This is a genomic window from Flavobacterium sp. R1_16 (genome assembly GCF_057652095.1).
In genome coordinates this window covers 24286-45301 of sequence record NZ_JBYFCG010000004.1, presented here as the reverse complement: position 1 = coordinate 45301, position 21016 = coordinate 24286, and the positions used below count along the sequence as shown (strand labels likewise).

The 21016-nt window shown below is 34.0% G+C and carries 17 protein-coding genes; 2 read left to right on the top strand and 15 right to left on the bottom strand.

All coding sequences use genetic code 11. The features are described 5' to 3' along the window. Positions 1-27: 27 nt before the first annotated feature. Both AC23L6_RS07990 and AC23L6_RS07985 read right to left on the bottom strand, forming a co-directional pair. Positions 28-1230, bottom strand: coding sequence for a pyridoxal phosphate-dependent aminotransferase (locus AC23L6_RS07990; protein ID WP_487561643.1), 1203 nt, complete (start codon positions 1228-1230; stop codon positions 28-30). 22 nt (positions 1231-1252) lie between these two features. Next, entirely contained in the window at positions 1253-2353 is a 1101-nt protein-coding gene (locus AC23L6_RS07985; protein ID WP_487561642.1) for a fatty acid desaturase family protein, read from the bottom strand. A gap of 107 nt (positions 2354-2460) precedes the next feature. On the opposite strand from AC23L6_RS07985, the gene rsmG reads away from it, so the two are divergent. Beyond that, positions 2461-3090 (top strand): 16S rRNA (guanine(527)-N(7))-methyltransferase RsmG, encoded by a 630-nt coding sequence (gene rsmG / locus AC23L6_RS07980; protein ID WP_487561641.1) that lies wholly within the window; start codon positions 2461-2463, stop codon positions 3088-3090. Positions 3091-3101: 11 nt separating this feature from the next. Here rsmG and AC23L6_RS07975 read toward each other — a convergent pair whose 3' ends face one another. From AC23L6_RS07975 to AC23L6_RS07925, 11 genes are all read right to left on the bottom strand, one after another. Next, positions 3102-4130 carry a T9SS type A sorting domain-containing protein gene (locus AC23L6_RS07975; RefSeq protein ID WP_487561640.1) on the bottom strand — a complete coding sequence of 343 codons (1029 nt, stop codon included), beginning with the start codon at positions 4128-4130 and terminating at the stop codon, positions 3102-3104. A gap of 105 nt (positions 4131-4235) precedes the next feature. Further along, complete coding sequence (pruA, locus tag AC23L6_RS07970) at positions 4236-5864, bottom strand: L-glutamate gamma-semialdehyde dehydrogenase (RefSeq protein ID WP_487561639.1); 1629 nt, start codon at positions 5862-5864, stop codon at positions 4236-4238. Between the two features lie 175 nt (positions 5865-6039). Then, positions 6040-6426: a Co2+/Mg2+ efflux protein ApaG gene (gene apaG / locus AC23L6_RS07965; RefSeq protein ID WP_487561638.1), complete on the bottom strand. Its 387-nt coding sequence runs from the start codon at positions 6424-6426 to the stop codon at positions 6040-6042. A gap of 78 nt (positions 6427-6504) precedes the next feature. Further along, on the bottom strand, positions 6505-7758 hold the full coding sequence (locus AC23L6_RS07960) for a type IX secretion system plug protein (RefSeq protein ID WP_487561637.1): 1254 nt from the start codon (positions 7756-7758) through the stop codon (positions 6505-6507). Positions 7759-7829: 71 nt separating this feature from the next. After that, positions 7830-8600 carry a methyltransferase domain-containing protein gene (locus AC23L6_RS07955; protein ID WP_487561636.1) on the bottom strand — a complete coding sequence of 257 codons (771 nt, stop codon included), beginning with the start codon at positions 8598-8600 and terminating at the stop codon, positions 7830-7832. Then, on the bottom strand, positions 8600-9418 hold the full coding sequence (gene map / locus AC23L6_RS07950; protein WP_487561635.1) for a type I methionyl aminopeptidase: 819 nt from the start codon (positions 9416-9418) through the stop codon (positions 8600-8602). Before map ends, AC23L6_RS07955 begins: the two co-directional genes overlap by 1 nt. Positions 9419-9461: 43 nt before the next feature. Continuing rightward, positions 9462-10850 (bottom strand): TolC family protein, encoded by a 1389-nt coding sequence (locus tag AC23L6_RS07945; protein ID WP_487561634.1) that lies wholly within the window; start codon positions 10848-10850, stop codon positions 9462-9464. Then, positions 10850-12199: an HlyD family secretion protein gene (locus AC23L6_RS07940; RefSeq protein ID WP_487561633.1), complete on the bottom strand. Its 1350-nt coding sequence runs from the start codon at positions 12197-12199 to the stop codon at positions 10850-10852. The genes AC23L6_RS07945 and AC23L6_RS07940 overlap by 1 nt, the downstream gene beginning before the upstream one ends. 6 nt (positions 12200-12205) lie before the next feature. After that, on the bottom strand, positions 12206-13864 hold the full coding sequence (locus AC23L6_RS07935) for a peptidase domain-containing ABC transporter (RefSeq protein ID WP_487561632.1): 1659 nt from the start codon (positions 13862-13864) through the stop codon (positions 12206-12208). Between the two features lies 1 nt (position 13865). Further along, a complete protein-coding gene (locus AC23L6_RS07930; RefSeq protein WP_487561631.1) occupies positions 13866-14543 on the bottom strand; it encodes a TetR/AcrR family transcriptional regulator in 678 nt (225 codons plus the stop codon). Between the two features lie 21 nt (positions 14544-14564). Further along, complete coding sequence (locus AC23L6_RS07925; RefSeq protein WP_487561630.1) at positions 14565-15371, bottom strand: DUF2490 domain-containing protein; 807 nt, start codon at positions 15369-15371, stop codon at positions 14565-14567. A gap of 191 nt (positions 15372-15562) precedes the next feature. On the opposite strand from AC23L6_RS07925, the gene AC23L6_RS07920 reads away from it, so the two are divergent. Next, entirely contained in the window at positions 15563-16837 is a 1275-nt protein-coding gene (locus AC23L6_RS07920) for an acetyl-CoA hydrolase/transferase family protein (protein ID WP_487561629.1), read from the top strand. A gap of 30 nt (positions 16838-16867) precedes the next feature. Here AC23L6_RS07920 and gpmI read toward each other — a convergent pair whose 3' ends face one another. Continuing rightward, positions 16868-18385 (bottom strand): 2,3-bisphosphoglycerate-independent phosphoglycerate mutase, encoded by a 1518-nt coding sequence (gpmI, locus tag AC23L6_RS07915; RefSeq protein WP_487561628.1) that lies wholly within the window; start codon positions 18383-18385, stop codon positions 16868-16870. Positions 18386-18510: 125 nt separating this feature from the next. Then, positions 18511-20907, bottom strand: a complete 2397-nt coding sequence (locus AC23L6_RS07910) for a DUF5916 domain-containing protein (protein WP_487561627.1) — start codon at positions 20905-20907, stop codon at positions 18511-18513. Positions 20908-21016 lie beyond the last annotated feature (109 nt).

Genomic DNA, 21016 nt, shown 5'->3' with positions numbered 1-21016 from the left:
CCTCAAGATATCTTGAGGCTTGTGTTTTTATGCTAAAACTTCAGAAGTGGTAACCGCTTCCTTAATGCGGCGGAGCGCTTCTTTTAGAATGTCTTCACTTGTAGCGTAGGAGAAACGAATGCAGTTTGGATTTCCAAAGGCATCACCGGTTACAGTAGCCACATTAGCTTCGGATAGAAGGTACATAGAGAAATCATCGGCATTGTTTATCTTGGTTCCGTTTAATGTTTTCCCAAAGAAAGAAGAAACATCTGGAAACACATAAAAGGCACCTTCTGGAACGTTAATTTTCATCCCCGGAATCTCTTTAATCAAACCCACTACCAAATCTCTACGGCTGTGGAACGCTTGCACCATTTCATTCAATACCGATGGATCAGCATCTACAGCAGTAATGGTAGCACGTTGTGCAATACTATTAGCGCCACTAGTCACTTGCCCTTGAATTTTAGTACAAGCCTTAGCAATAAATTCTGGTGCGCCAATATAACCAATTCTCCATCCTGTCATAGCAAATGCTTTTGCAACACCATTTACTGTGATGGTTCGGTCTAACATTCCTGGAATAGAAGCGATGCTACAAAAGGTTCCTGAGAAATTAATGTGCTCATAGATTTCATCGGCAACAACATAAATATTAGGGTATTTTTCCAATACTTTAGCCAAAGCAGTCAATTCTTCTCTGCTGTAAACAGAGCCACTTGGGTTACAAGGCGAACTGTACCAAATCATTTTTGTTTTTGGCGTAATAGCAGCCTCTAATTGTTCAGGGGTAATTTTAAAGTCTGTTTCTACAGAAGTAGGAACTTCTACAGGAACACCACCAGATAATTTTACAATTTCAAAATAAGAAACCCAATAAGGCGCAGGCAATATCACTTCATCACCGTCGTTCAACATTACCTGAGCAATGTTATAAAGCGATTGCTTAGCTCCTGTTGAAACCACAATTTGAGACGGTTTGTAGTCTAAGCCATTGTCTCTTTTAAACTTGCGGCAGATAGCTTCTTTTAGCTCTACATAGCCATCAACTGGAGAATAGGTGCTGTAATTTTCGTCAATAGCTTTTTTTGCAGCTTCTTTGATAAAGTCAGGCGTATTAAAATCAGGCTCGCCAAGACTCAAACTGATGATGTCTTTTCCTTGTGCTTTTAGTTCTCTGGCCAATGCGGCCATGGCTAATGTTTGCGAGGTAGCCAAATTGTTTATTCTATCGGATAATGGATTCATTTTTATATGTATTGTAGTTATTTTAAGTAGTGAGTTTAGGTTGCATTCCTAATTCTTTTAAGTGTTTGAAATGTGCAATTACGGCACTTCTCATGGTTTTGTATTCGTGATACGGAAGGTTACAATCTTGGGCAGTTTCTTTGACTAACTTCGCAATTTTTCCGTAGTGAATATGACTAATATTAGGAAACAAATGGTGCTCAATTTGATGGTTTAATCCGCCAGTGTACCAATTGACAATCCAGTTTTTTGGTGCAAAATTAACGGTAGTAAATAATTGATGTATCGCCCAAGTGTTTTCCATTTCACCAGAATCATTTGGTTTTGGGTTTTCTGTTTCGTCAACAACATGTGCTAACTGAAAGACAATACTTAGAATCAATCCAGCGGTGTAATGCATGACAAAGAAACCAATTAAAACCTTCCACCATGTAATCCCAATAACGATTGGCAGCACAATCCAAACCGAAAAATAGATGACTTTTGTAATTACTAAAGTCGTCCAAAGGATTTTGGTGCTTTTGGCTTCTCCATAAGACAACTTCCGTTTTAAATAGGCTCTCATTTGCTTGAAGTCGGTAGTTAAAGCCCAGTTGAAAGTCAATAATCCGTATAAAAACACAGAGTAATAATGTTGAAATCTATGAAAACTGTACCATTTCGCATCTTTGGTAAAACGAATGATACGACCTGCATCTAAATCTTCATCATGACCGTGTATATTGGTGTAGGTATGGTGCAAAACATTGTGTTGCACTTGCCAGTTGTAGACGTTGCCTGCAAGAATATAAATGGTGCCTCCCATAAATTTGTTAACCCAATTTTTATTGGAATAGGAACCGTGATTTCCATCGTGCATTACATTCATTCCAATGCCTGCCATTCCTATTCCTAGTACAATAGAAAGCAGAAGGAACAACCAAAAAGGCATGTTTGTTAGCGTTATGATTAGAAAATAAGGAGTCAAGAAAACAGTAAAAAGAATGATGGTTTTTAAATATAATTTCCAATTTCCGGTTTTTTGAATATTATTTTCTTTAAAGTAATTGTTTACTTTAGCATTAAGGGTTCTGAAAAATTTTAAATTATCCTGCTTGGCAAATGTAGGAGCTGTGGTATTCATATAATTTTAAACATAAAACGCAAAGGTAATTATTATAAATTTTTGACAGATAAAATAGAGTTAAATATTTCAACACTAAAAGTGTTACTTTTGTTAAAAATTAAAACATGGAAGAAATCCTGAAGTATTTCCCTGAAATAACGACTGTACAGAAAGAACAATTTGAAAAATTATACGATGTATATCAAGATTGGAATGCCAAAATTAATGTGATTTCCCGAAAAGATATTGATGAATTGTATGTCAAACATGTGCTGCATTCTTTAGCCATTGCCAAGGTTCAAAAATTCGAGCCAGGCACCTATGTTTTAGACGTTGGAACTGGTGGAGGTTTTCCCGGAATTCCATTGGCTATTTTGTTTCCAGAAACGCGTTTTTATTTGATAGATGTAATTCTGAAAAAAATCAATGTAGTAAAAGCCGTTGCCGAAGCTCTAGAACTCAAGAATGTAAAAGCCGAGCAAATGCGAGCTGAAAGTGTAAAAGGTGATTTCGATTTTATAGTTAGTCGAGCCGTAACCAATATGCCTGATTTTGTGTCTTGGATAAAAGATAAAATCAAAAAGCAAAACAAACACGAACTCAAAAATGGGATTCTGTATCTCAAAGGAGGAGATTTAACCGAAGAATTAGCAGCTTTCCCTAAAGCCACCGAATACAACATTGCTGACTTTTTTGAACCTGATTTTTTCGAAACTAAAAAAGTGGTTCACTTGCCTTTAAAATTCAAGGCATAATTCAGAGGAAACTATTTTTTTATAAATTTTTTTACAATTGTTCCTTTATCGGTTTTGATGGCTGCAAAGTAAATCCCTTTTTCTAAGTAACTTACATTTAAGTAGTTTTCGGTATAATTGCTATTGATAATTAGTCTTCCATTACTATCAGAAATACGCACGGACTCTATTTTTTCTTTGCTTGTGATATGTAATACATCTTCAGCAGGATTTGGAGTAATTTGAATTTGTTTCAATACTAACGTTGGTTCATTCACGCTTAGATTCATAGTGTTAAAGCGTTCAGTTTGCGTCACTGTTTGATTGATGCCAAGCAAAGGAACACTTACAACAGTAGTTACATTTCTTAAAATCAAACTATTAGAGCTATTGAAAGTGGTGTTAAAGTAACTGTAAGTGGTTTGTGTTATGGTTCCAACATTCGTCAACACACCATAATTCAGGGTAATATTTTGAACTGTTTTTAAACGAGAAGCATTGTCGTTGAACATTCCGTTTCCAATATCATTCATCACCAAGGTTCCATAAGCGTCAAACGAAGTGACAATAGTACCAGTAAAAGTGCCTAGATACATACCATAAACGTAGGTTCCAGCAGTTGCATCAGTGGTTGTATTTCCAAAATTCATCGGGAAAGTGCCAAGTTTGGCATTGTTGGTTTTATAATTAAGCTCTAAGTCGTTGTTTTTTAAAGCGGTTATAGATTCTACATTGGCAATTTTGGAAGAAAAGATTTCGGAACTACTAGTAGCACTTGTAGAGAAAAGCAAACTGTTTATGGTTACTTTTTTTGTGGAATTAGGATAAGAAGTTAACTCGCTTGTTGATGGAGTAGATACAGTATCATCAGATTGACCAATTTTGCTAAAAGAATCAAAGTTCCAAACCAAATTTGCACCTGAGTTGGTTTGGTCAAGAGTTGTGCCGGAATCAACGACATCGTAAACTGCTTTATCACTGCCAAAATAAGAATCAATAGCATTCTGCGCAAAATTTAAACTTGAAAAAAAGAGAAGTAAAAAAAGAAAGGTTGTTTTCATTTGTTTAAGTTATTGTATGAAGGCCAAAGATACAAAAGAAAAAGCTTTTTTTAGAAATAGTAAAAGCCCAACAAAATTGGGCTTTCTACACGATAGAATAAAATTTTATTCTCCTAAAAAGGGATATCTATAATCTTCTGGGACAACAAATGTTTCTTTGATAGTTCTTGGTGAAACCCAACGCAATAAGTTTAAAGCTGAACCTGCTTTATCATTGGTTCCTGAGGCTCTTGCTCCACCAAAAGGTTGCATTCCCACGACTGCTCCAGTAGGTTTGTCATTGATATACAAATTTCCAGAAGCATTTTGAAGTGCAATTGTAGCTTCTTCAATAGCGTATCTATCTTGACTAAAAATGGCTCCTGTTAGGGCATACTCTGATGTTTCGTCTACAAGTAGTAATGTTTCATTCCATTTTGCATCTTCATAAACAAAAATCGTAATTATGGGTCCAAACAATTCCGTTTCCATAGTGGTATATTTCGGATTTGTAGTAACAATTACAGTAGGCTCAATGAAATATCCAACAGACTTATCGTAATTTCCACCAACTAGAATTTCAGCATCATTATCTTTTTTAGCTTGGTCAATATAACGCGCTAGTTTGTCAAAAGAACCCTCGTGAATCACAGCAGTTACAAAGTTGCTAAAATCCTCAGGCGAACCCATTTTTATCGATTTTACATCGGCAATTAATTGCGATTTCACATCATTCCATAAACTTTTTGGGATATAGGCTCTAGAGGCAGCAGAGCATTTCTGTCCCTGAAATTCAAAGGCTCCACGTACAATTCCAGTAACAACTTGTTTCACATTGGCACTGGGATGAGCTAGAATAAAATCTTTACCTCCTGTTTCCCCAACAATTCGAGGATAGGTTTTGTAGTGATGAATGTTGGCTCCAATTTTTGCCCAAATATCTTTAAAAACATGAGTAGAACCAGTAAAATGAATACCAGCAAAATCACGACTGGCAAAAACAGTATCACTTATCATTTGCGCATCTCCAAAAACAACATTAATAACGCCATCAGGAACTCCTGCTTCTTTAAAAACATCAATGATTATCTTAGCTGAGAAAACTTGACTATCACTAGGTTTCCATACTACAACATTTCCCATCATAGCGGCACTTGCAGGAAGATTAGCAGCAATTGCCGTGAAATTAAAAGGAGTAATGGCATAAACAAATCCTTCAAGCGGACGATATTCTAAACGGTTCCAAACAGCCGAATCTGATTTGGGTTGGTCGTTGTATATTTGAGTCATAAATTCTACATTGTATCGTAGAAAGTCAATTAACTCACATGAAGCATCGATTTCTGCTTGAAAAATATTTTTAGATTGTGCAATCATCGTAGCGGCATTAATCCTAGCTCTGTAAGGACCAGCAATCAATTCAGCAGCTTTTAAGAAAATGGCAGCTCGTTGTTCCCATGCGAGATTTGCCCATTTTTTTTTGGCTTCAAGAGCAGTGGCAATTGCTTTTTCTACATGGTGTTTTTCGGCAATATGATAGGTTCCTACGGCATGTTTGTGGTCATGAGGCGCTGTCATGTTTCTGGTGTTACCCGTTTTAATTTCGTCACTCCCTATATATAAAGGAACATCAATTTTTGAGTTCCACATTTTCTTATAGGCTTCCAATACAGCTGCTTTTTCTGGAGAATTTGGAGTGTACGATTTTACAGGCTCGTTAACTGCTTTTGGTACATGAAAAAATCCTTTTAACATATTCTTTGAATTTAGTTTCACTCATTAATGGTTTTCAAATGAATGATAATTATGAATATAAATAACTTAAAATAATGAGAATTATTTAGTTTTAAACAAAAGTACAAAGGAAAATTTGATAATTTATAGATAGAAATGCAATTTTACAAAACAATTTCTTTTTTTTGTTTTGCAATTAGTTCAAGGCAAAAGGGGCACTCAATTTGAATGAAGGAACAATAACTCTAAAATTTTTTGTTGTGGTAAAATTTACCATATTGAAATAGCCATGCATAGAACCAAATGGGGAAGACAACAGACATCCTGAAGTATAAGTGTGAGACTCTCCCGATTTTAAAACGGGTTTTTTGCCGATAACTCCTTCACCATCAACAATTTCTATTTCGTTTAATGAGTCAAAAATTTCCCAATGTCTAGAAATTAACTGAACAGAATCTTTGCCCTGATTTTCAATGGTAATTTCATAACTAAAGGCAAAATGAATCTTGTGATTTTTGAAGTAAGTACCTTCAAAAGTCGTCAAAACTGAAATTTTTATACCTCTTGTTATTTGAGAAACCATACTAATGTCCTATTTATCAGGTCAAATTTACGAAAATTACAAATTGAAATGTCAATTTTAAGTTAAATTTTATGTGATTTAATTTATAATATTGGTCGAAGTAGCTATTCCTTTACCAATTACACGGTCGTATCGGGCATTATTTTCTTTATAATAAACAATGGCGAAATAGTTGTTCTCTGTTTGATAAAAATTGCCATCGATAGCATTTTCTTCATCGATTTTCCCATATTTATCTGCTATTACATATTTAAAATTGGTGAAGCCCTGTTTAATCATGATGGCTTTTTCGTAAGTTCCTTTGGCTTGGTTGTACTCCATTTTATATTCTGGAGTTAGTGCGTAGTTGTTGAACATTCCGTTAACATAAATATCATCTTTACCATAATAACTAGGTGCAGAAAGACTGAAAAAGACCCAAGCATAATCGGCTTCGATTTCGTTATTTTCTCTGTTTAAGCATTTTACAACAAAGTTCCCGTTAATATCAGGGAAGTACGTGTATTGAAGTTTTGCTCGTGCAGCATTAGTATAAAGATGAGAATTGTAAACGCCACCTGAAGAATCTACAAATCCAACAAGGTTATTAGCAGCTCTAATGTCTTTATTTTCAAAGTTTAAATATTCATTTCCTGCCCAAAATTGGGTTTCACTATCGTATTTGTAAATCAAGTCATTGCCCACAGTATACATGGGTTTTATATTGGTAATTCCAGTTGCTAAAACGCCATTTTGAAGTAATAAAACTTTAACGTTTTTTAAAGGGCTTTGAAATAAAATAGTATTCGATTTTATGGAGAAATCAATATTATGTTTGTGATTTAAGTCTTTGATATTTCTGGCAGTTTTTATTTGCATAGGCACTGAAACCAAGTCCTCGTATACAATAAATTTACGTGAAAAAATGACTTCTCTATCTTCGTTTAAAATTTTAATAATATAGTTTCCGCTTACAGATAGCTGGGTAAATTTATTAGGGAATTGTACTTTGTAATGAGAATAGAGTTGAAGTGTGTTGAAGGAATTGGTATAGTCTTGAATTCTTTGATCGTCAAATCCTTTTAAATATTCATTTCGGGTAAGGTCAGAAGGAGTCCAATCGTAATTGCAGTGTACAAATCGATAATAATAATTGGCTTCGCTTCCAAATAAGTCATCGAATTGCAGTTGAAAAGAGTCTCCAAGCCTAAATATTGGAATCATATTTTCACCATTTTGAACAAAAGAAACTGTTTTTATGTTGTAGGGAGGCAACACTTCTTTTTCAACTTGTGCATGCGCAACTAGGCTTAGTAACAGTGCAATTAAAGTTATCTTCAAGGAGTTCATCATAAATTATGAATATTTTCTGTAGTGTAAATGTAAAGATAATATTGAAATGAACTGCTTGATTTAAAATTAACTTATTTGTAACAAACAGGTATAATTTCTCCTTTAGCCAGGCAATATTTCTCTACTTCTTCAGTGCTAATTTTTAGTGTGTAATTTTCTTCAACAACTTTAAATCCTATGCTTCTTAGTTTGTCAAAATAATCAAGACCATAAATGCGTACATGGTCGTATTGACCAAAAATTTTAGCTCTTTCTTTTGGGTCGGTTATACTATCATCTGAAAAAGTTTCTTTTCTTGAAAGATCTTGTGGGATTTGTAGGATAGCCATTCCGCCAGGTTTTAAAACTCTGTATAATTCACTCATCGCCTTAGTGTCATCTGGGATATGTTCCAAAACATGATTACACAAAATAATATCGTATTGATTGTCTGGAAAAGGCAAATTACAGATGTCAGCTTTAACATCTGCAAGAGGAGAAAATAAGTCGGTAGTAGTATAGTCTAGATTTTTTTGATTTCGAAACAGTTTATAAAAAGCCTGTTCAGGGGCAAAATGCAATACTTTCTTCTTTTCTATTGAAGTAAAAAAATCGGTTTCATTTTTTAAATAGAGCCAAAGCAAGCGGTGTCTTTCCAAAGATAAGGTGCTAGGCGAAAGTACATTATTTCGTTGAGTGCCATAGCCATAGGGAAGGAACATGCTAAAACTCTTACCGTCGATAGGGTCAGTGAATTTATTTCCTTTTAAAACAAAAGCTAAAATAGGTCTAGCCACATAGCTCAGCCGAATGAGTATTGGTCTAGGGATGACGTTGAGTATAAATTTAAAAATTCTTTTCATTATAGTTTTAGTGGCTCTTTTCTAAATTCATCTTCTTCGTTACTTTCAATTCCCAATGCTTTATAGATATAAGCGAATGTGGACAATAATTCTGGTTTTCCATCAACCAAGGCAACATCATGTTCAAAATGGGCACTTGGTTTTCCATCGGCAGTAAGTATAGTCCAGCCGTCCTTTAACTGTTTGATGTTTCGTGTTCCCATGTTAATCATTGGCTCAATCGCAACTACCATACCCTCAACAAATAGTTTTCCTCGACCTCGTTTCCCATAGTTAGGCATTTCTGGGTCTTCGTGCATTTTTTGACCTAGACCATGGCCTACTAATTCTCGTACTACGCCATAGCCATAACTTTCTGTATATTTTTGAATGGCATTTCCAACATCTTCCACTCGATTTCCAGCTTTAAATTCGCGGATACCTACATATAAACTTTCTTTTGTTACTCGTAGTAGCTTTTTAGTTTCTTCGGATACTTCTCCAATTTCAAATGAATAGGCGTGATCTCCATGAAACCCATTTTTGAATGCACCACAATCTACAGATATTACATCGCCGCTTTCGAGTGGTTTGTCATTTGGAATTCCATGAACTACTTGTGCATTAGGGCTCATGCAAAGCGAATTAGGAAAACCATACAAGCCAAGAAAACTAGGAACAGCACCATGGTCACGAATAAATTCTTCGGCACGTTTGTCTAGATATAATGTGGAAACTCCGGGTTTAATTTCGCTGGCAATCATGCCTAGAGTTTTAGAAACGATAAGTGCACTTTCGCGCATGAGTTCTATTTCTTCTCTTGTTTTCTGGATAATCATAAGACCTGTTTTTCAGTCTGCAAAAGTAACTATTTTATGTTATTTAATCCGGATTTGCCATAATTTTAAACAACTCTGAATTAGAGATGTAATATCTGTTTTCCATTGCTATCAATGATAATTGTGCGGTAACTAAATTATTTTCTCTTGAATTGATTAAAAACATTGAGCTTTCACCGAAAGAAAACAGTCGTTCCTCTGAGTTGAGCATTAGATTATTATCTTCCACCAATTCTTTAATTAATTCTTTTTGTTTGAGTATTGATGCTATCTCAATTTTTTGCGCATTTATTTTATTGGTCAATTGCACTTTTTCAACTGCCAGAGCAAATTCAGTTTCTTGAACTTTAAATTTAGCAAGTTTTAAGCCTCCTCTCTCTTTTCTTAAAAATAGAGGAAAATAAAAATTCAATCCAATTTTGTAATCTTCAAATTGGTAATTATCAAAGTAACTTGGTTCTGATAAATAGGAATACCCAATGTCAACTTTTGGCAAGAGCATATTGGCTTTTAGCTTTCTGTCAACGTTTAACATGTTAATCTTACTTTGTAGCGCATTAATTTTTGGATGATTTGTGATTGAGAATTGACTGCCCAATAAATCATTTGTTTTTAGCGTTTCTTGTATGGTGAGCTCTAATTTTTCTTCTGGTATGAGTTCGTCAGAAAGTTCAAGTGGAATGTTATTTTCTAGCCATAAAAAATTGGAGAGTTCTAATTTAGCTTTGTTCAATTTTAAACGAGAATCTTCCAAGCTAAGCAATCTATTTTTTACAATTATTCCAGCTTCCACACTATCAATAGCAGGTTTATCACCTTGTTGTATTAGCGTTTGGATTCCTTTAAAACGGATTTGAGCATTCTTTAGATAGTTTTCATAGAGCTTTACTTCATTATAGTTTTTCTTCCAATTGAAATAAGCAACAGAACCTTCATACAATACAGCAACGGCTTGAAGTTTTCTTTCAGCATTACTTAGTTGGAGTTGTATTTTTGCTTTTCGTACATCTGCCATTCGTTGATTAATAAATAATCCTTGTCCAAGTGGAACGAATACGCCTAAGGATGTCAATCCCTGATTGGGAACTGAGTTTTCGGGGTTGAGATAAATACCTTCATTGTTGTCAAAGCTTGCTTTTACTTCAATACCATACCAAGTTGGAATTTTAAAGCTGCTATTTAAAATCGAATAATACTCCGAATTTTTGAATTGTTTTTTACTAAAATCAACTTCAATTTTTGGATCGAATCCTCCACGAGCCATCAGTAGATTAGCTTGAGCTTTATTCAATTCCAAATTGGCATTTTTTACCATCGGATGGTATTTTTTTACATATCCTAAGAATTCATTATAGGTGAATTCCTTTGAACTGTTTAGTTGCCCAAAAGCCCAATGCCCACAACATAATAAAAGAATTAAAAGCTTTTTCATTATTTTTTATCTTTTGTTGAAGTGTTTTTAGGTTGGTAATAATTAGGAGGAAATCCATTAAGGGTTCTCCAAATTTCAAACCAAACTGGAACATCGTCTAGTAAAGCTAGTGTCTGAGCGCCTGAGCCCATACTGATTTGTTTTGGCCAAGCTTCTTCCGTTTCATCTGGAGCAATGAGAACTCTAAATTTCCCATTCTCACTGATGTAGGTTTCTACTGCTACTATTTTTCCTCCAAAAGTTCCATAGGACATGTTGGGCCAACCTGAAAAAACAATTGTAGGCCAACCGTCAAACCAAACCCTAACTTTTTCTCCTTTATGAATTAAAGGTAAGTCGGTTGGACTGACATAAGTTTCGACAGCTACATCATATTTTGCAGGCATGATACTCACAATTTGGGTACCTTCTTTGATAGTTTCGCCAATTCCAGATTGTAATGCCCTGTTTATATAACCGCTTTGTGGAGCTTTTATATAGTACATTCCGTTTCTAATTTTGTAGTTGGCGTATTGGTTTTCTAATTTGTTGACTTGAGCTTTTGTGTCATACTGATTGCTTAGAGCCGTAAACTGGTCGCTTCTGGCTTTTGAATCTTTTTCGGCATATTCAGCAGAAATTCTATTGATTTCTACTTTCGCATTAATCAATTCGTTTTCGCTAGCGAGCAATTTATTTTCTTGGGTTATAATTTTCGCTTCAACTTCCTGCAGTTTTAAACGTTTTTCTTCTACATCTGTTAATGGTTTCAACCCTTCTTTGTTCAAAGCCAAAGATCGGTTGAATTGAGTCGTTGCGATTTTTACCTGTGTTCTAACGGCTACTAGGTCCATGCTGTCGCTTTTTACTTTCAATATAGATTGTCTAATCTTATTACTGGCTTGCTGTAATTTTAATTTTTTTTCGTTTTCAATGGCCTGAATTTGAGCGGATAATGAAGTCACTTTTCCGCTATAGGATTGTTGTGCAAGTTTTTTAGCTTCAACTTGATTTTTTGTGATATTTACAAGGTTTGGGTCGAGATATTCTTCTTTAGTTTCTGAAATAAAAAGAATGGTATCGCCTTTATTGACAAAATCTCCTTCTTTTACATACCATTTTTCAATTCTTCCAGCAATTGCCGTGTGAATGGTTTGTGGTCTTTGGTCGGGTTTTAGAGTGGTAACAGAACCAGAGCCAGATATGTTTTGAGTCCATGGTAAGAACAAAAACAGCACTACTATTATGGAAAAAATGGCTATTATTCTATTCAACATCTTATAATGAGGTCTGTTTTCAAGATTTTTTATCGTAGAAAATTGACCCAAGGATGCTTGATTGGCTTTATTTTTTTCTGTTAAGTTCAGCATAACAAATTATTTTTTTAAATCTTTAATTATTGCTCCATTATTCATTATGATTTCTCGAGTACAGTTGTTCTTCCAGTGTTTATTGCTTGAAGACACAATTACGGTCCATTTATTTTTTTCAGACAATATGAATTCAATAATTTCTTTGGCAACTTGTTCATCCATTTTGTCAGTAGGATTTTCAAGAAACAGAATACGAGGTTTATTAATTATACTTCTTGCCAAAAGAATTTTTTGAGCATTTGAAGATGATAATTGTTTTCCTTCTGGAAAGATTCTTGTGTTTAATCCCTCTGGTAAGGTCTTTATGTAAGGAGTAAGTTGAACCGCATCTAACGCCCACTTTAAATCTTCTTGAGTTACATCGGGATTATTAAATGTGATGTTTTCTAAAATTGTTCCTTTAAAAGGGGTTTCCCCTTGAATGATAGTGCCTATGTGTGAACGATATTGTTTTAAGTCTATTTTTTTAAATGTATCGTCATTTATAAAAAAGGTACCTGATGTTGGCTGAATAAGTCCTGAAAGTAAACGTATTAAGGTTGTTTTTCCTGCTCCATTTTCGCCACTTATAATTATTTTTTCACCTTGTTGTATAGTTAAAGAAATGTTTTGCAAGACAGGCTCTGTAGAATCTGGAAATTTAAATTTTATATTTTCAGTTTCTAAAGTTATGTTCAAAAGACAATCTAAAATATTTGTATTTGACTCTTCTTCTAAGTTCATGTCGGTTACCTGACCAATTTTTTCTATGGAAGTCAATACATCATAAAAAGTTTCTAATCCTAAAATCAATTTTTCAACGGAGTTAATGACTAATAAAATAACAATTTCGGCAGCAACGAATTGTCCAATATTCATTTGTTGATTAAGAACTAAAAACCCACCAATTAGCAATAAACTTGCAGTAATAATTACTTTGAAGATGATGAGTTGTGTAAACTGACGCTGAATAATACTAAAGTGTTTTTCTCTATAATTCAAGTAATTGCTTACCAAATTGTCGTTTTTTTGAAGCGCAAAATCAAAATTGTTTTGTCTTCTGAAACTGAAATTGTTTCTAGCTATCTCTTGCAACCAGCCCGCTACTTTATACTTGTATTTGGATTCTTTTAAACTGCTATCCAAACCTTGATGGTATGAAAATTTGAAGATGGAGTATAAAAGAATAGCCAAGAAAAACCCAAAAACAATAAAAAACGGATGGTAAAAGGATAGAAGAATAATACCAAAAGCGATTTGCAATAAGGCTGCAGAAAAATCAATAAGTAATTTTGATGTCCCTTTTTGAATGGTTAGCGTATCGAAGAAACGATTAGCCAATTCTGGTGGATAAGTAGCATATATTTCTTCAAACTTTATCTTAGGAAGTCGATAAGCAAATTCAAATGAGGAACGAACAAATAATTTTTGCTGTAAATTTTCGGTTATTCGAAGTTGCATTAAGGATAGAATGCCTACAAATACAACTCCTAGCACCACTAATACAATCAATACAATCCATGAAGTACTTATTCTTCCTGATTGGATAAAATTGATGATTGCTTGAATGCCCAGTGGTAATGATAAACTTATCAATCCTGAAAAAATGGCATAAAAAATAATTTGCAATACATCTTTTCGGTCTAAGCGTAACAAGCTATAGAATCGTTTTAATGGGGTCATCTTATTTATTTTTTAGTGTTGTTTCAATTAAATTTAAGTAAAAATCAGTAGGACTCACAGAGTCATTACAATCGGTAATAGTTTTTAAATGATTTTGAAGAAAATGTTGGTGTAAAGCCCCTTCAACTATTGTTGAGGTTAAACTTTTTGCAAAATTATAATCGGGATTTACTTCATGAACCATAGCCACAATTCGGTTTATTACTCTTTTATAAATCAAGAAAAACCCTTCTTTGTTTTCTCTATCTACTTCTTTCGTGTGTAAAGTTTTGGTAAACTCTGCAACTATAATTTTATTCAAAATCGATTCATTGATGTGTGAGGTATTTGAGTCATCTTCCACTTTTTCTGTTACTATGGCTATTGCTTTTTTTAGTTTTTCCAAAGGATCAGTTAAATTATTTGTAGTAAATACCAGTCTATATTCCATCCAACTCCAATACCAAGAACATAAATAGATTAACAATTTGTGCTTGTTTTCAAAATAACGATAGATAGAACTTTCATTTGACCCTATCAAGTCACCAAGTTTTTTGAAAGTAAATTCCTCAAAGCCTATTTCATCTATGAGAAGAATACTCTTTTCAATAATTTTTTTTCCTAAAATGGATGTTTCAGGATCCTTAACATAAATCTTTTCGTTGACTTGAATTTTTATAGTTGACAGTAAATTTTCCATCGAATAAGGGTTAATTCTTAATTATTGAGTATTAGTTCTGTTTTTACTTGAATCAAAATTTAAAATGGTATTCAGAATAACACCATTATTGTATTGAAATACATTTTTTGAATTTACTTCTCTTCCCAGTTGAAGAATCTGATTTAGATAGCCAGCTTCCAATTTAATGTTCTTATTTATTTTATATCCAAGAACGAAACCTAATCTATTTTGATCGAATACATTTTCGTTTACATTTTGTCCAAAGCCGATGAATAGTTCATCATAAGCCGCTAAATATGGTGTTTTGTCATTTATGGCATTTCCTTTTAAAGGAATCTGAATTCTAAACATATAGCGTAATCTATTTGCAAAAAGATATTCGTTCTCATTAGTCAAATTGGGATTAGAGTAGCGGCCAATCCATCTTTGTTCCAACATAAATCGATGCGACAATTCGACAATCGACGTTTTATCAGTTATTGTAGCTACTTGAAAAATTCTATGTTCAGTAAAATCTTTACCAAAATTATTGATTGGAGTTGTTCCATAAGGAAAGGTTTCAATCCAACCATAGCCTAATCGCAATTGAACTTTAGAGTTAAGTTGGTAATTAACTCCCAAACGAAGTAAGCTTTGCTGCCATTCGGTAATGGTGTTTTCTCTTCGCCATTGATACTCTGTATGTATCCCAAATTTTTCATTTATTTTCAGAGTACCATTATAGGTGTACCATCCAATGGAATTGGTTTCTTTGCTTCTATTATTTTGCGCACTACTAAGGGAAGTAAATAGGATACTAATAGTAATGAACACAAAATGAAATATGGAAAAAGTTGTTTTTAACATTTGACAGAATATCTTGATTGATAAATTCAATTGCAAATATAATAGTAATACTATTAATTGTGAAATTTTAACTTTTATTTATGTAAAATATGTCTGGCAATTCTTTTTTACATTTCATTTGTACTATGAGTTTTGTCATATTTTTTATACGGATTAAATCTTAAATTTGATTCAATCAATTTTTCACTACTATGAGCAAATATGTTACAGCTGATGAAGCGGTTAAAGTTGTAAAATCAAATGACAGAGTTTATGTTCAAGCTGCAGCGGCTTGTCCAACAATTTTAACCAAAGCACTTTCAGAAAGAGCCGCCGAATTAAAAAATGTTGAAATATGTCATTTGCATACCGAAGGTGAAGCGCCTTATGCAAATCCAGAGTTAGCTGAAAGTTTTCATGTAAACTCTTTTTTTATTGGTAAAAATGTTCGGCATACATTGGCCGCAGGCAATGGGTCATACACACCAGTTTTTTTGAGTGAACTGCCTTATTTGTTTCGAAAAAAAGTACTTCCACTAAATGTAGTTTTAATTCATGTTTCGCCGCCAGATAGTCACGGCTACTGTTCATTGGGCGTTTCTGTTGAAGCTACTTTGGCAGCAATTGAAAACGCAACTACGGTAATTGCACAAGTGAATCCTCAGATGCCAAGAACTTTTGGAGATGGAATTCTTCATGTTTCTGAGATAGATTATCTGGTTGAGGTAAACCAGCCCATTTACGCTCATGAAATGGAAAAAATATCTCCATTAGAGGATAAAATAGGGGCTTACATTGCTTCTTTAATTGAAGATGAGAGTACTTTACAAATGGGTATAGGTTCAATACCCAACGCTGCTTTAGCAAAATTAACAAATCATAAAAACTTAGGATTACATACTGAAATGTTTTCAGATGGAGTTATAGATTTGATAGAGAATGATGTCATCAATTGTAATTATAAAGGCACATCAAGAGGGCGTGCATTGGCTACTTTTCTGGTAGGTTCAAAACGATTGTATGATTTTGTTAATGATAATCCGTTTATAGAAATGAAAGAGTCTTCAATCGTAAACGATACCGCTCGGATTAGGAAAAACCCTAAAATGGTGGCCATAAATTCAGCTATTGAAGTTGATGTAACAGGACAAGTTTGTGCTGATTCCATTGGGGCAAAAATGTATTCTGGTGTAGGTGGGCAAATGGATTTTATTCGAGGCGCATCACTAAGCCCGGGCGGAAAAGCTATTATTGCCTTACCTTCTGTTACTAATAGAGGAGAAAGTAGAATAGTTCCCTATCTCAAACAAGGAGCAGGTGTTGTATCAACACGTTCTCACGTTCAGTATATTATTACTGAAAACGGTATTGCTGATTTGTATGGAAAAACATTAAAACAGCGAACCCAAGAAATGGTGAAGATTGCACATCCTAATCACCAAGAATGGATTGAAAAGGTTTATTATAATTTGGTAAATTGTGGTTAAAAAACAAAAGCTCCATTTGGAGCTTTTGTTTTATAGTAGGGAGTGCCTTGTCATTACTTCTGGTTTCTCAATTCCCATGAGTTCTAGTATTGTCGGAGCCAAGTCGCCTAAAACCCCATCGTGAATTTGTTTCAATTCTTTATCTACTAATATAATAGGAACAGGATTTGTTGTGTGTGCTGTATTTGGACTTCCATCAGGATTTATCATGGTTTCGCAGTTGCCGTGATCAGCAATAATCAAGGTAGTATATCCATTAGCTAGAGCAGCAGTAACTACTTTTTCTACACATTTATCTACTGCTTCACAAGCTTGAATCGCAGCCTCCATTACTCCCGTATGACCCACCATGTCTCCATTGGCAAAATTCAGACATACAAAATCTACCTCGCCTTTGTTCAGTTCAGGAACCAATGCATCTGCTAGTTCGTATGCACTCATTTCAGGTTTTAAGTCGTAGGTAGCCACTTTTGGAGAATTTTTCAATATGCGACTTTCACCTTCAAAAGGTAGTTCTCTTCCTCCAGAGAAAAAGAAAGTAACGTGAGGATATTTTTCGGTTTCTGCAATTCGGATTTGTTTTTTACCTGCTTTCTCTAAAACTTCACCTAAGGTTTCTGTGATATTATCTTTATTATATACCACTTTTACATTTTGGTAGGTTTCGTCATAGTTGGTCAAGGTTACATAATACAAATTTAATTTATGCATGTTTTGCTCATGAAAATCTTTTTGCGAAAGCGTTTCAGTGAGTTCTCTTCCTCTATCGGTTCTGAAATTGAAGAAGATAACGACATCATTTTCTTTAATTGTAGCTAGTGGTTTATCATTGGCATCGACCATGATTATTGGGTCGATAAATTCATCGGTTATATTGTCTTTATAACTTTGTTTGATGCTCTCAATAGCATTTTTAGAATGTGTCCCAATTCCATTTACAACTAAATCATAGGCTTTTTTTACTCTTTCCCAACGTTTGTCACGATCCATTGCATAATAACGACCTACAATTGAAGCTAGTTTTACGGATGTATTTGAAATGTATTTTTCTAAATCTTGAATGTATTGTTTTCCTGATTTTGGATCAACATCACGACCGTCAGTAAAGGCATGAACGTATACTTTTTGTAATCCGAAATTTTGAGAAGCATCAATTAATCCTCTTAAATGTGAAGTGTGCGAATGTACTCCACCATCTGATACCAAACCTAGGAGGTGAACATTGGCATTGTTGTCTTTGGCATATTGAAAGGCTTCTACTAGAACAGGCTCTTGATTCAACGTTTTGTGCTCTACAGCAAGATTTATTTTTGCCAAATCTTGGTAAACAATTCTCCCTGCTCCAAGGTTCATGTGACCCACTTCGCTATTTCCCATTTGACCTTCGGGTAGACCAACATTGAGACCGTCAGTTCTTAATTGTGCATTAGGATATTGAGTATAAAGTGAATTGATAAATGGAACATTCGCATTGTCAATGGCAGAAACTTTAGGGTCTGGAGATTTTCCCCAACCATCAAGAATCATTAAAATTACTTTTTTGTTCATCGTGTTATGTTTTTATTTTTCAGGGTCAACTCTGTTGAGATTGTAGTGAGCAAAGATAAGGTATTTTAAAATTTTAGTTTGTGATTTCAGACCGATAATTTGATAATTATTTTGATGAGAAAGCTTTATTTTTTCAAAGTATTATAGTCTATAAAATAACGAATACTGATGGAAAAAATATGATTTAAATTCTTGTTATCAATTGCCTTGCTGAGGTTTTTTGTCAACTCTCGACTAAAATTATCTTCATATATCGAAGAGCTATTTCTGTACAATACAGAAATTTGACTTCCGGGAGCAAACCACCAAGAGTAGGAGAGGTCTAAATTCCAGGTGTTAAAATTTTGATCTTTATTTTCTGCGTATGTGGTGTTAGATAATAGCGTTCCGTTGTCTTGTAATGTATAAAAATCATGATTGGTAACATAAGACCAGTAATGTCTTACCGCCAAGTTAATATTCATTTTTTCATTCAAGGTGTATTTTCCTTGTAGGGTGTTGATATAGGTAATTCTGTTTCTTACAGCGAATATTGTAGCGTCGTCTTCACTAAAGTCAACCCAACCTACGTTGTTGTTTTGTCTGTAAAAACTGGTTTTATAATTTAATGAAAAATTGTCATTAAATCGGTATTTTGGGCTAATTGTGAGACCATAATCTACGCGGTCTTTTTCATTTATGTAAGTATAGTAGGGATTAATATCAATAGCAAATGGATGGTTGTAATTGGAAGAAAAATAGAGCCAAATTCCAACGCTTTCAGGTACTGTTAAAAATTTTGAATCATCACTAGATCGAGGTTCATAAAAATTATACGTTTTTAGTGGACTTGAATAAATATTTACACCGTAATAATCGTTTTTCTTACTGGTAGTATCAAATACTAAAGTGGCCGATCCAGTTTGTAGTTTTCCGGTTCTATTATCAAATTCACTGTAAAAATTTAAGTTGGTTTGAAAAGTGTTGAAATGTTTGGTAGGGTTCAATATTCTATAACTATTGTTAGAATATAGAGTGTAATAATGGGTTTGAAAATTAATGCCTAAATCATTATTGTCATAATCTTCTGAAATATATTTTCCTCCAACTCCATATCGGTATTTTCCGCTAGTTTCTCCCAGAAATAAAGAAGTATTATATCCTTTTTTGTCATCAATATTATTCGATTCATTTACATAACTGTACTTGAAATCTCCTTTTATATTAAAGGTGTTTCCTTTTGTATTCAAATCGAAAACGGCTGCAGACACATTCGCATCTCTAAAACTTCCAATTCGGGTCACGTTAGTATTTACGAAAGAAACGGAAGAGTTTTTTCTGAATCGTTGGTCAATAACTATTTCATTATAATTAGCTAAGGGTTCTATTTCTTTTCTTACTTCTCCGGTTTCTGAGTTTACTATTTCTAAATTTGTTTCTTCTGTGACTGCATTTAGCACGCCTATTCCTAAGCCGTTTTTTGTGCGGCCTGAAATTTTGGAAGCGTTAATGAGATTTATCGTGGAATTTCCATTAAAAAATTCTACATTACTCAATTTATAATCAGGCGATCCGCCAATTCTTCGGGAGTATAATAAATCTCCTTTTTTAAACAAATCAGTTCCTTCTGTAAAGAAAGGTCTGTTTTCTGTAAATTGTTGTTCAAAAGGGCCGAGATACAATTCGACATTATCAAATTTTGTTTGGCCAAAATCTGGAATTAATATGGCGTCAAGAGTAAAAGCATCGCTAATTCCGTATTTAATATCAAGTCCGGCCTTTAATTGTCCCGTGGTTTTTTCAAATCGATTGGAATTCAAATAAAAAGAAGAATAGGGAATAAAAAACAATCTCGTTGGCGTTTGAATGTCTTCAATTCCTTGCAATATTCCTGATTGGGCACTTTCGTTATTGATAGTGGAGTCAATAAAATTCCAAGTATAGGATTGTCGGTCTCTGCGTATTTCTCTGTAAAAATTGAGTCCCCAAGTTTGTTCTTTTTTCTTAGAAAAACGCAAGGCGGCATAAGGAATTTTTAATTCGGCCACCCAGCCAAAATCGGTTATTTTTACTTGGCTTTCCCAAATAGCATCCCAAGTAAAATCTTCGCCGTTTTCGTTAGTAAAAATGCAATCTGCTTGCACTCCAGCGGCACTTACATAAAATCTAAAATCTTGTTGGCTGTCGTTAAAGCCGTTTAAAAAAATCCCAAAGTTTTCTGAGGTGCCAAAATTGTCTCTTTGGGTGATTTCTTTCAGAATTTTATTGGGCTCATCATCGTACATTTTTGCAGCAACAAAAATGGCATCGTCGTTGTAAACAATTTGAACTTCAGTTTTTTTATTTTCATTTATGGGTCTGCCATTGTCAGGGGCGAACATTATAAAATCCTTGCCCACAGGAGCGTATTCCCATATAGGCTCATTAAATTTCCCGTCTATTGTAATGTTTCCCGCAGTTATGGCATTTAAAACTTTCTTTTGACCGAAAGAATGAAAATGAGTCACTATCAAGAATAGTAATAGACGCTGAAATTTATTCATAAAAACTACTGCTTTATCTTACAAAAATAACCATAAAATTAACATTTGCAACTCTATTGCAATATATTTCAATTACTTTCGTTTTTCCTTTACATCAAAAAATATTCTC

Bases quoted from the DNA above. Each gene is read 5' to 3' on its own strand.
- AC23L6_RS07940 (WP_487561633.1), bottom strand. From the start codon at position 12,199: ATGCTGAACTTAACAGAAAAAAATAAAGCCAATCAAGCATCCTTGGGT.
- AC23L6_RS07910 (WP_487561627.1), bottom strand. From the start codon at position 20,907: ATGAATAAATTTCAGCGTCTATTACTATTCTTGATAGTGACTCATTTT.
- AC23L6_RS07925 (WP_487561630.1), bottom strand. From the start codon at position 15,371: ATGTTAAAAACAACTTTTTCCATATTTCATTTTGTGTTCATTACTATT.
- AC23L6_RS07955 (WP_487561636.1), bottom strand. From the start codon at position 8,600: ATGAAAAGAATTTTTAAATTTATACTCAACGTCATCCCTAGACCAATA.
- AC23L6_RS07975 (WP_487561640.1), bottom strand. From the start codon at position 4,130: ATGAAAACAACCTTTCTTTTTTTACTTCTCTTTTTTTCAAGTTTAAAT.
- AC23L6_RS07935 (WP_487561632.1), bottom strand. From the start codon at position 13,864: ATGACCCCATTAAAACGATTCTATAGCTTGTTACGCTTAGACCGAAAA.
- apaG (WP_487561638.1), bottom strand. From the start codon at position 6,426: ATGGTTTCTCAAATAACAAGAGGTATAAAAATTTCAGTTTTGACGACT.
- AC23L6_RS07945 (WP_487561634.1), bottom strand. From the start codon at position 10,850: ATGAAAAAGCTTTTAATTCTTTTATTATGTTGTGGGCATTGGGCTTTT.
- map (WP_487561635.1), bottom strand. From the start codon at position 9,418: ATGATTATCCAGAAAACAAGAGAAGAAATAGAACTCATGCGCGAAAGT.
- AC23L6_RS07985 (WP_487561642.1), bottom strand. From the start codon at position 2,353: ATGAATACCACAGCTCCTACATTTGCCAAGCAGGATAATTTAAAATTT.
- gpmI (WP_487561628.1), bottom strand. From the start codon at position 18,385: ATGAACAAAAAAGTAATTTTAATGATTCTTGATGGTTGGGGAAAATCT.
- pruA (WP_487561639.1), bottom strand. From the start codon at position 5,864: ATGTTAAAAGGATTTTTTCATGTACCAAAAGCAGTTAACGAGCCTGTA.
- rsmG (WP_487561641.1), top strand. From the start codon at position 2,461: ATGGAAGAAATCCTGAAGTATTTCCCTGAAATAACGACTGTACAGAAA.
- AC23L6_RS07920 (WP_487561629.1), top strand. From the start codon at position 15,563: ATGAGCAAATATGTTACAGCTGATGAAGCGGTTAAAGTTGTAAAATCA.
- AC23L6_RS07930 (WP_487561631.1), bottom strand. From the start codon at position 14,543: ATGGAAAATTTACTGTCAACTATAAAAATTCAAGTCAACGAAAAGATT.
- AC23L6_RS07960 (WP_487561637.1), bottom strand. From the start codon at position 7,758: ATGATGAACTCCTTGAAGATAACTTTAATTGCACTGTTACTAAGCCTA.
- AC23L6_RS07990 (WP_487561643.1), bottom strand. From the start codon at position 1,230: ATGAATCCATTATCCGATAGAATAAACAATTTGGCTACCTCGCAAACA.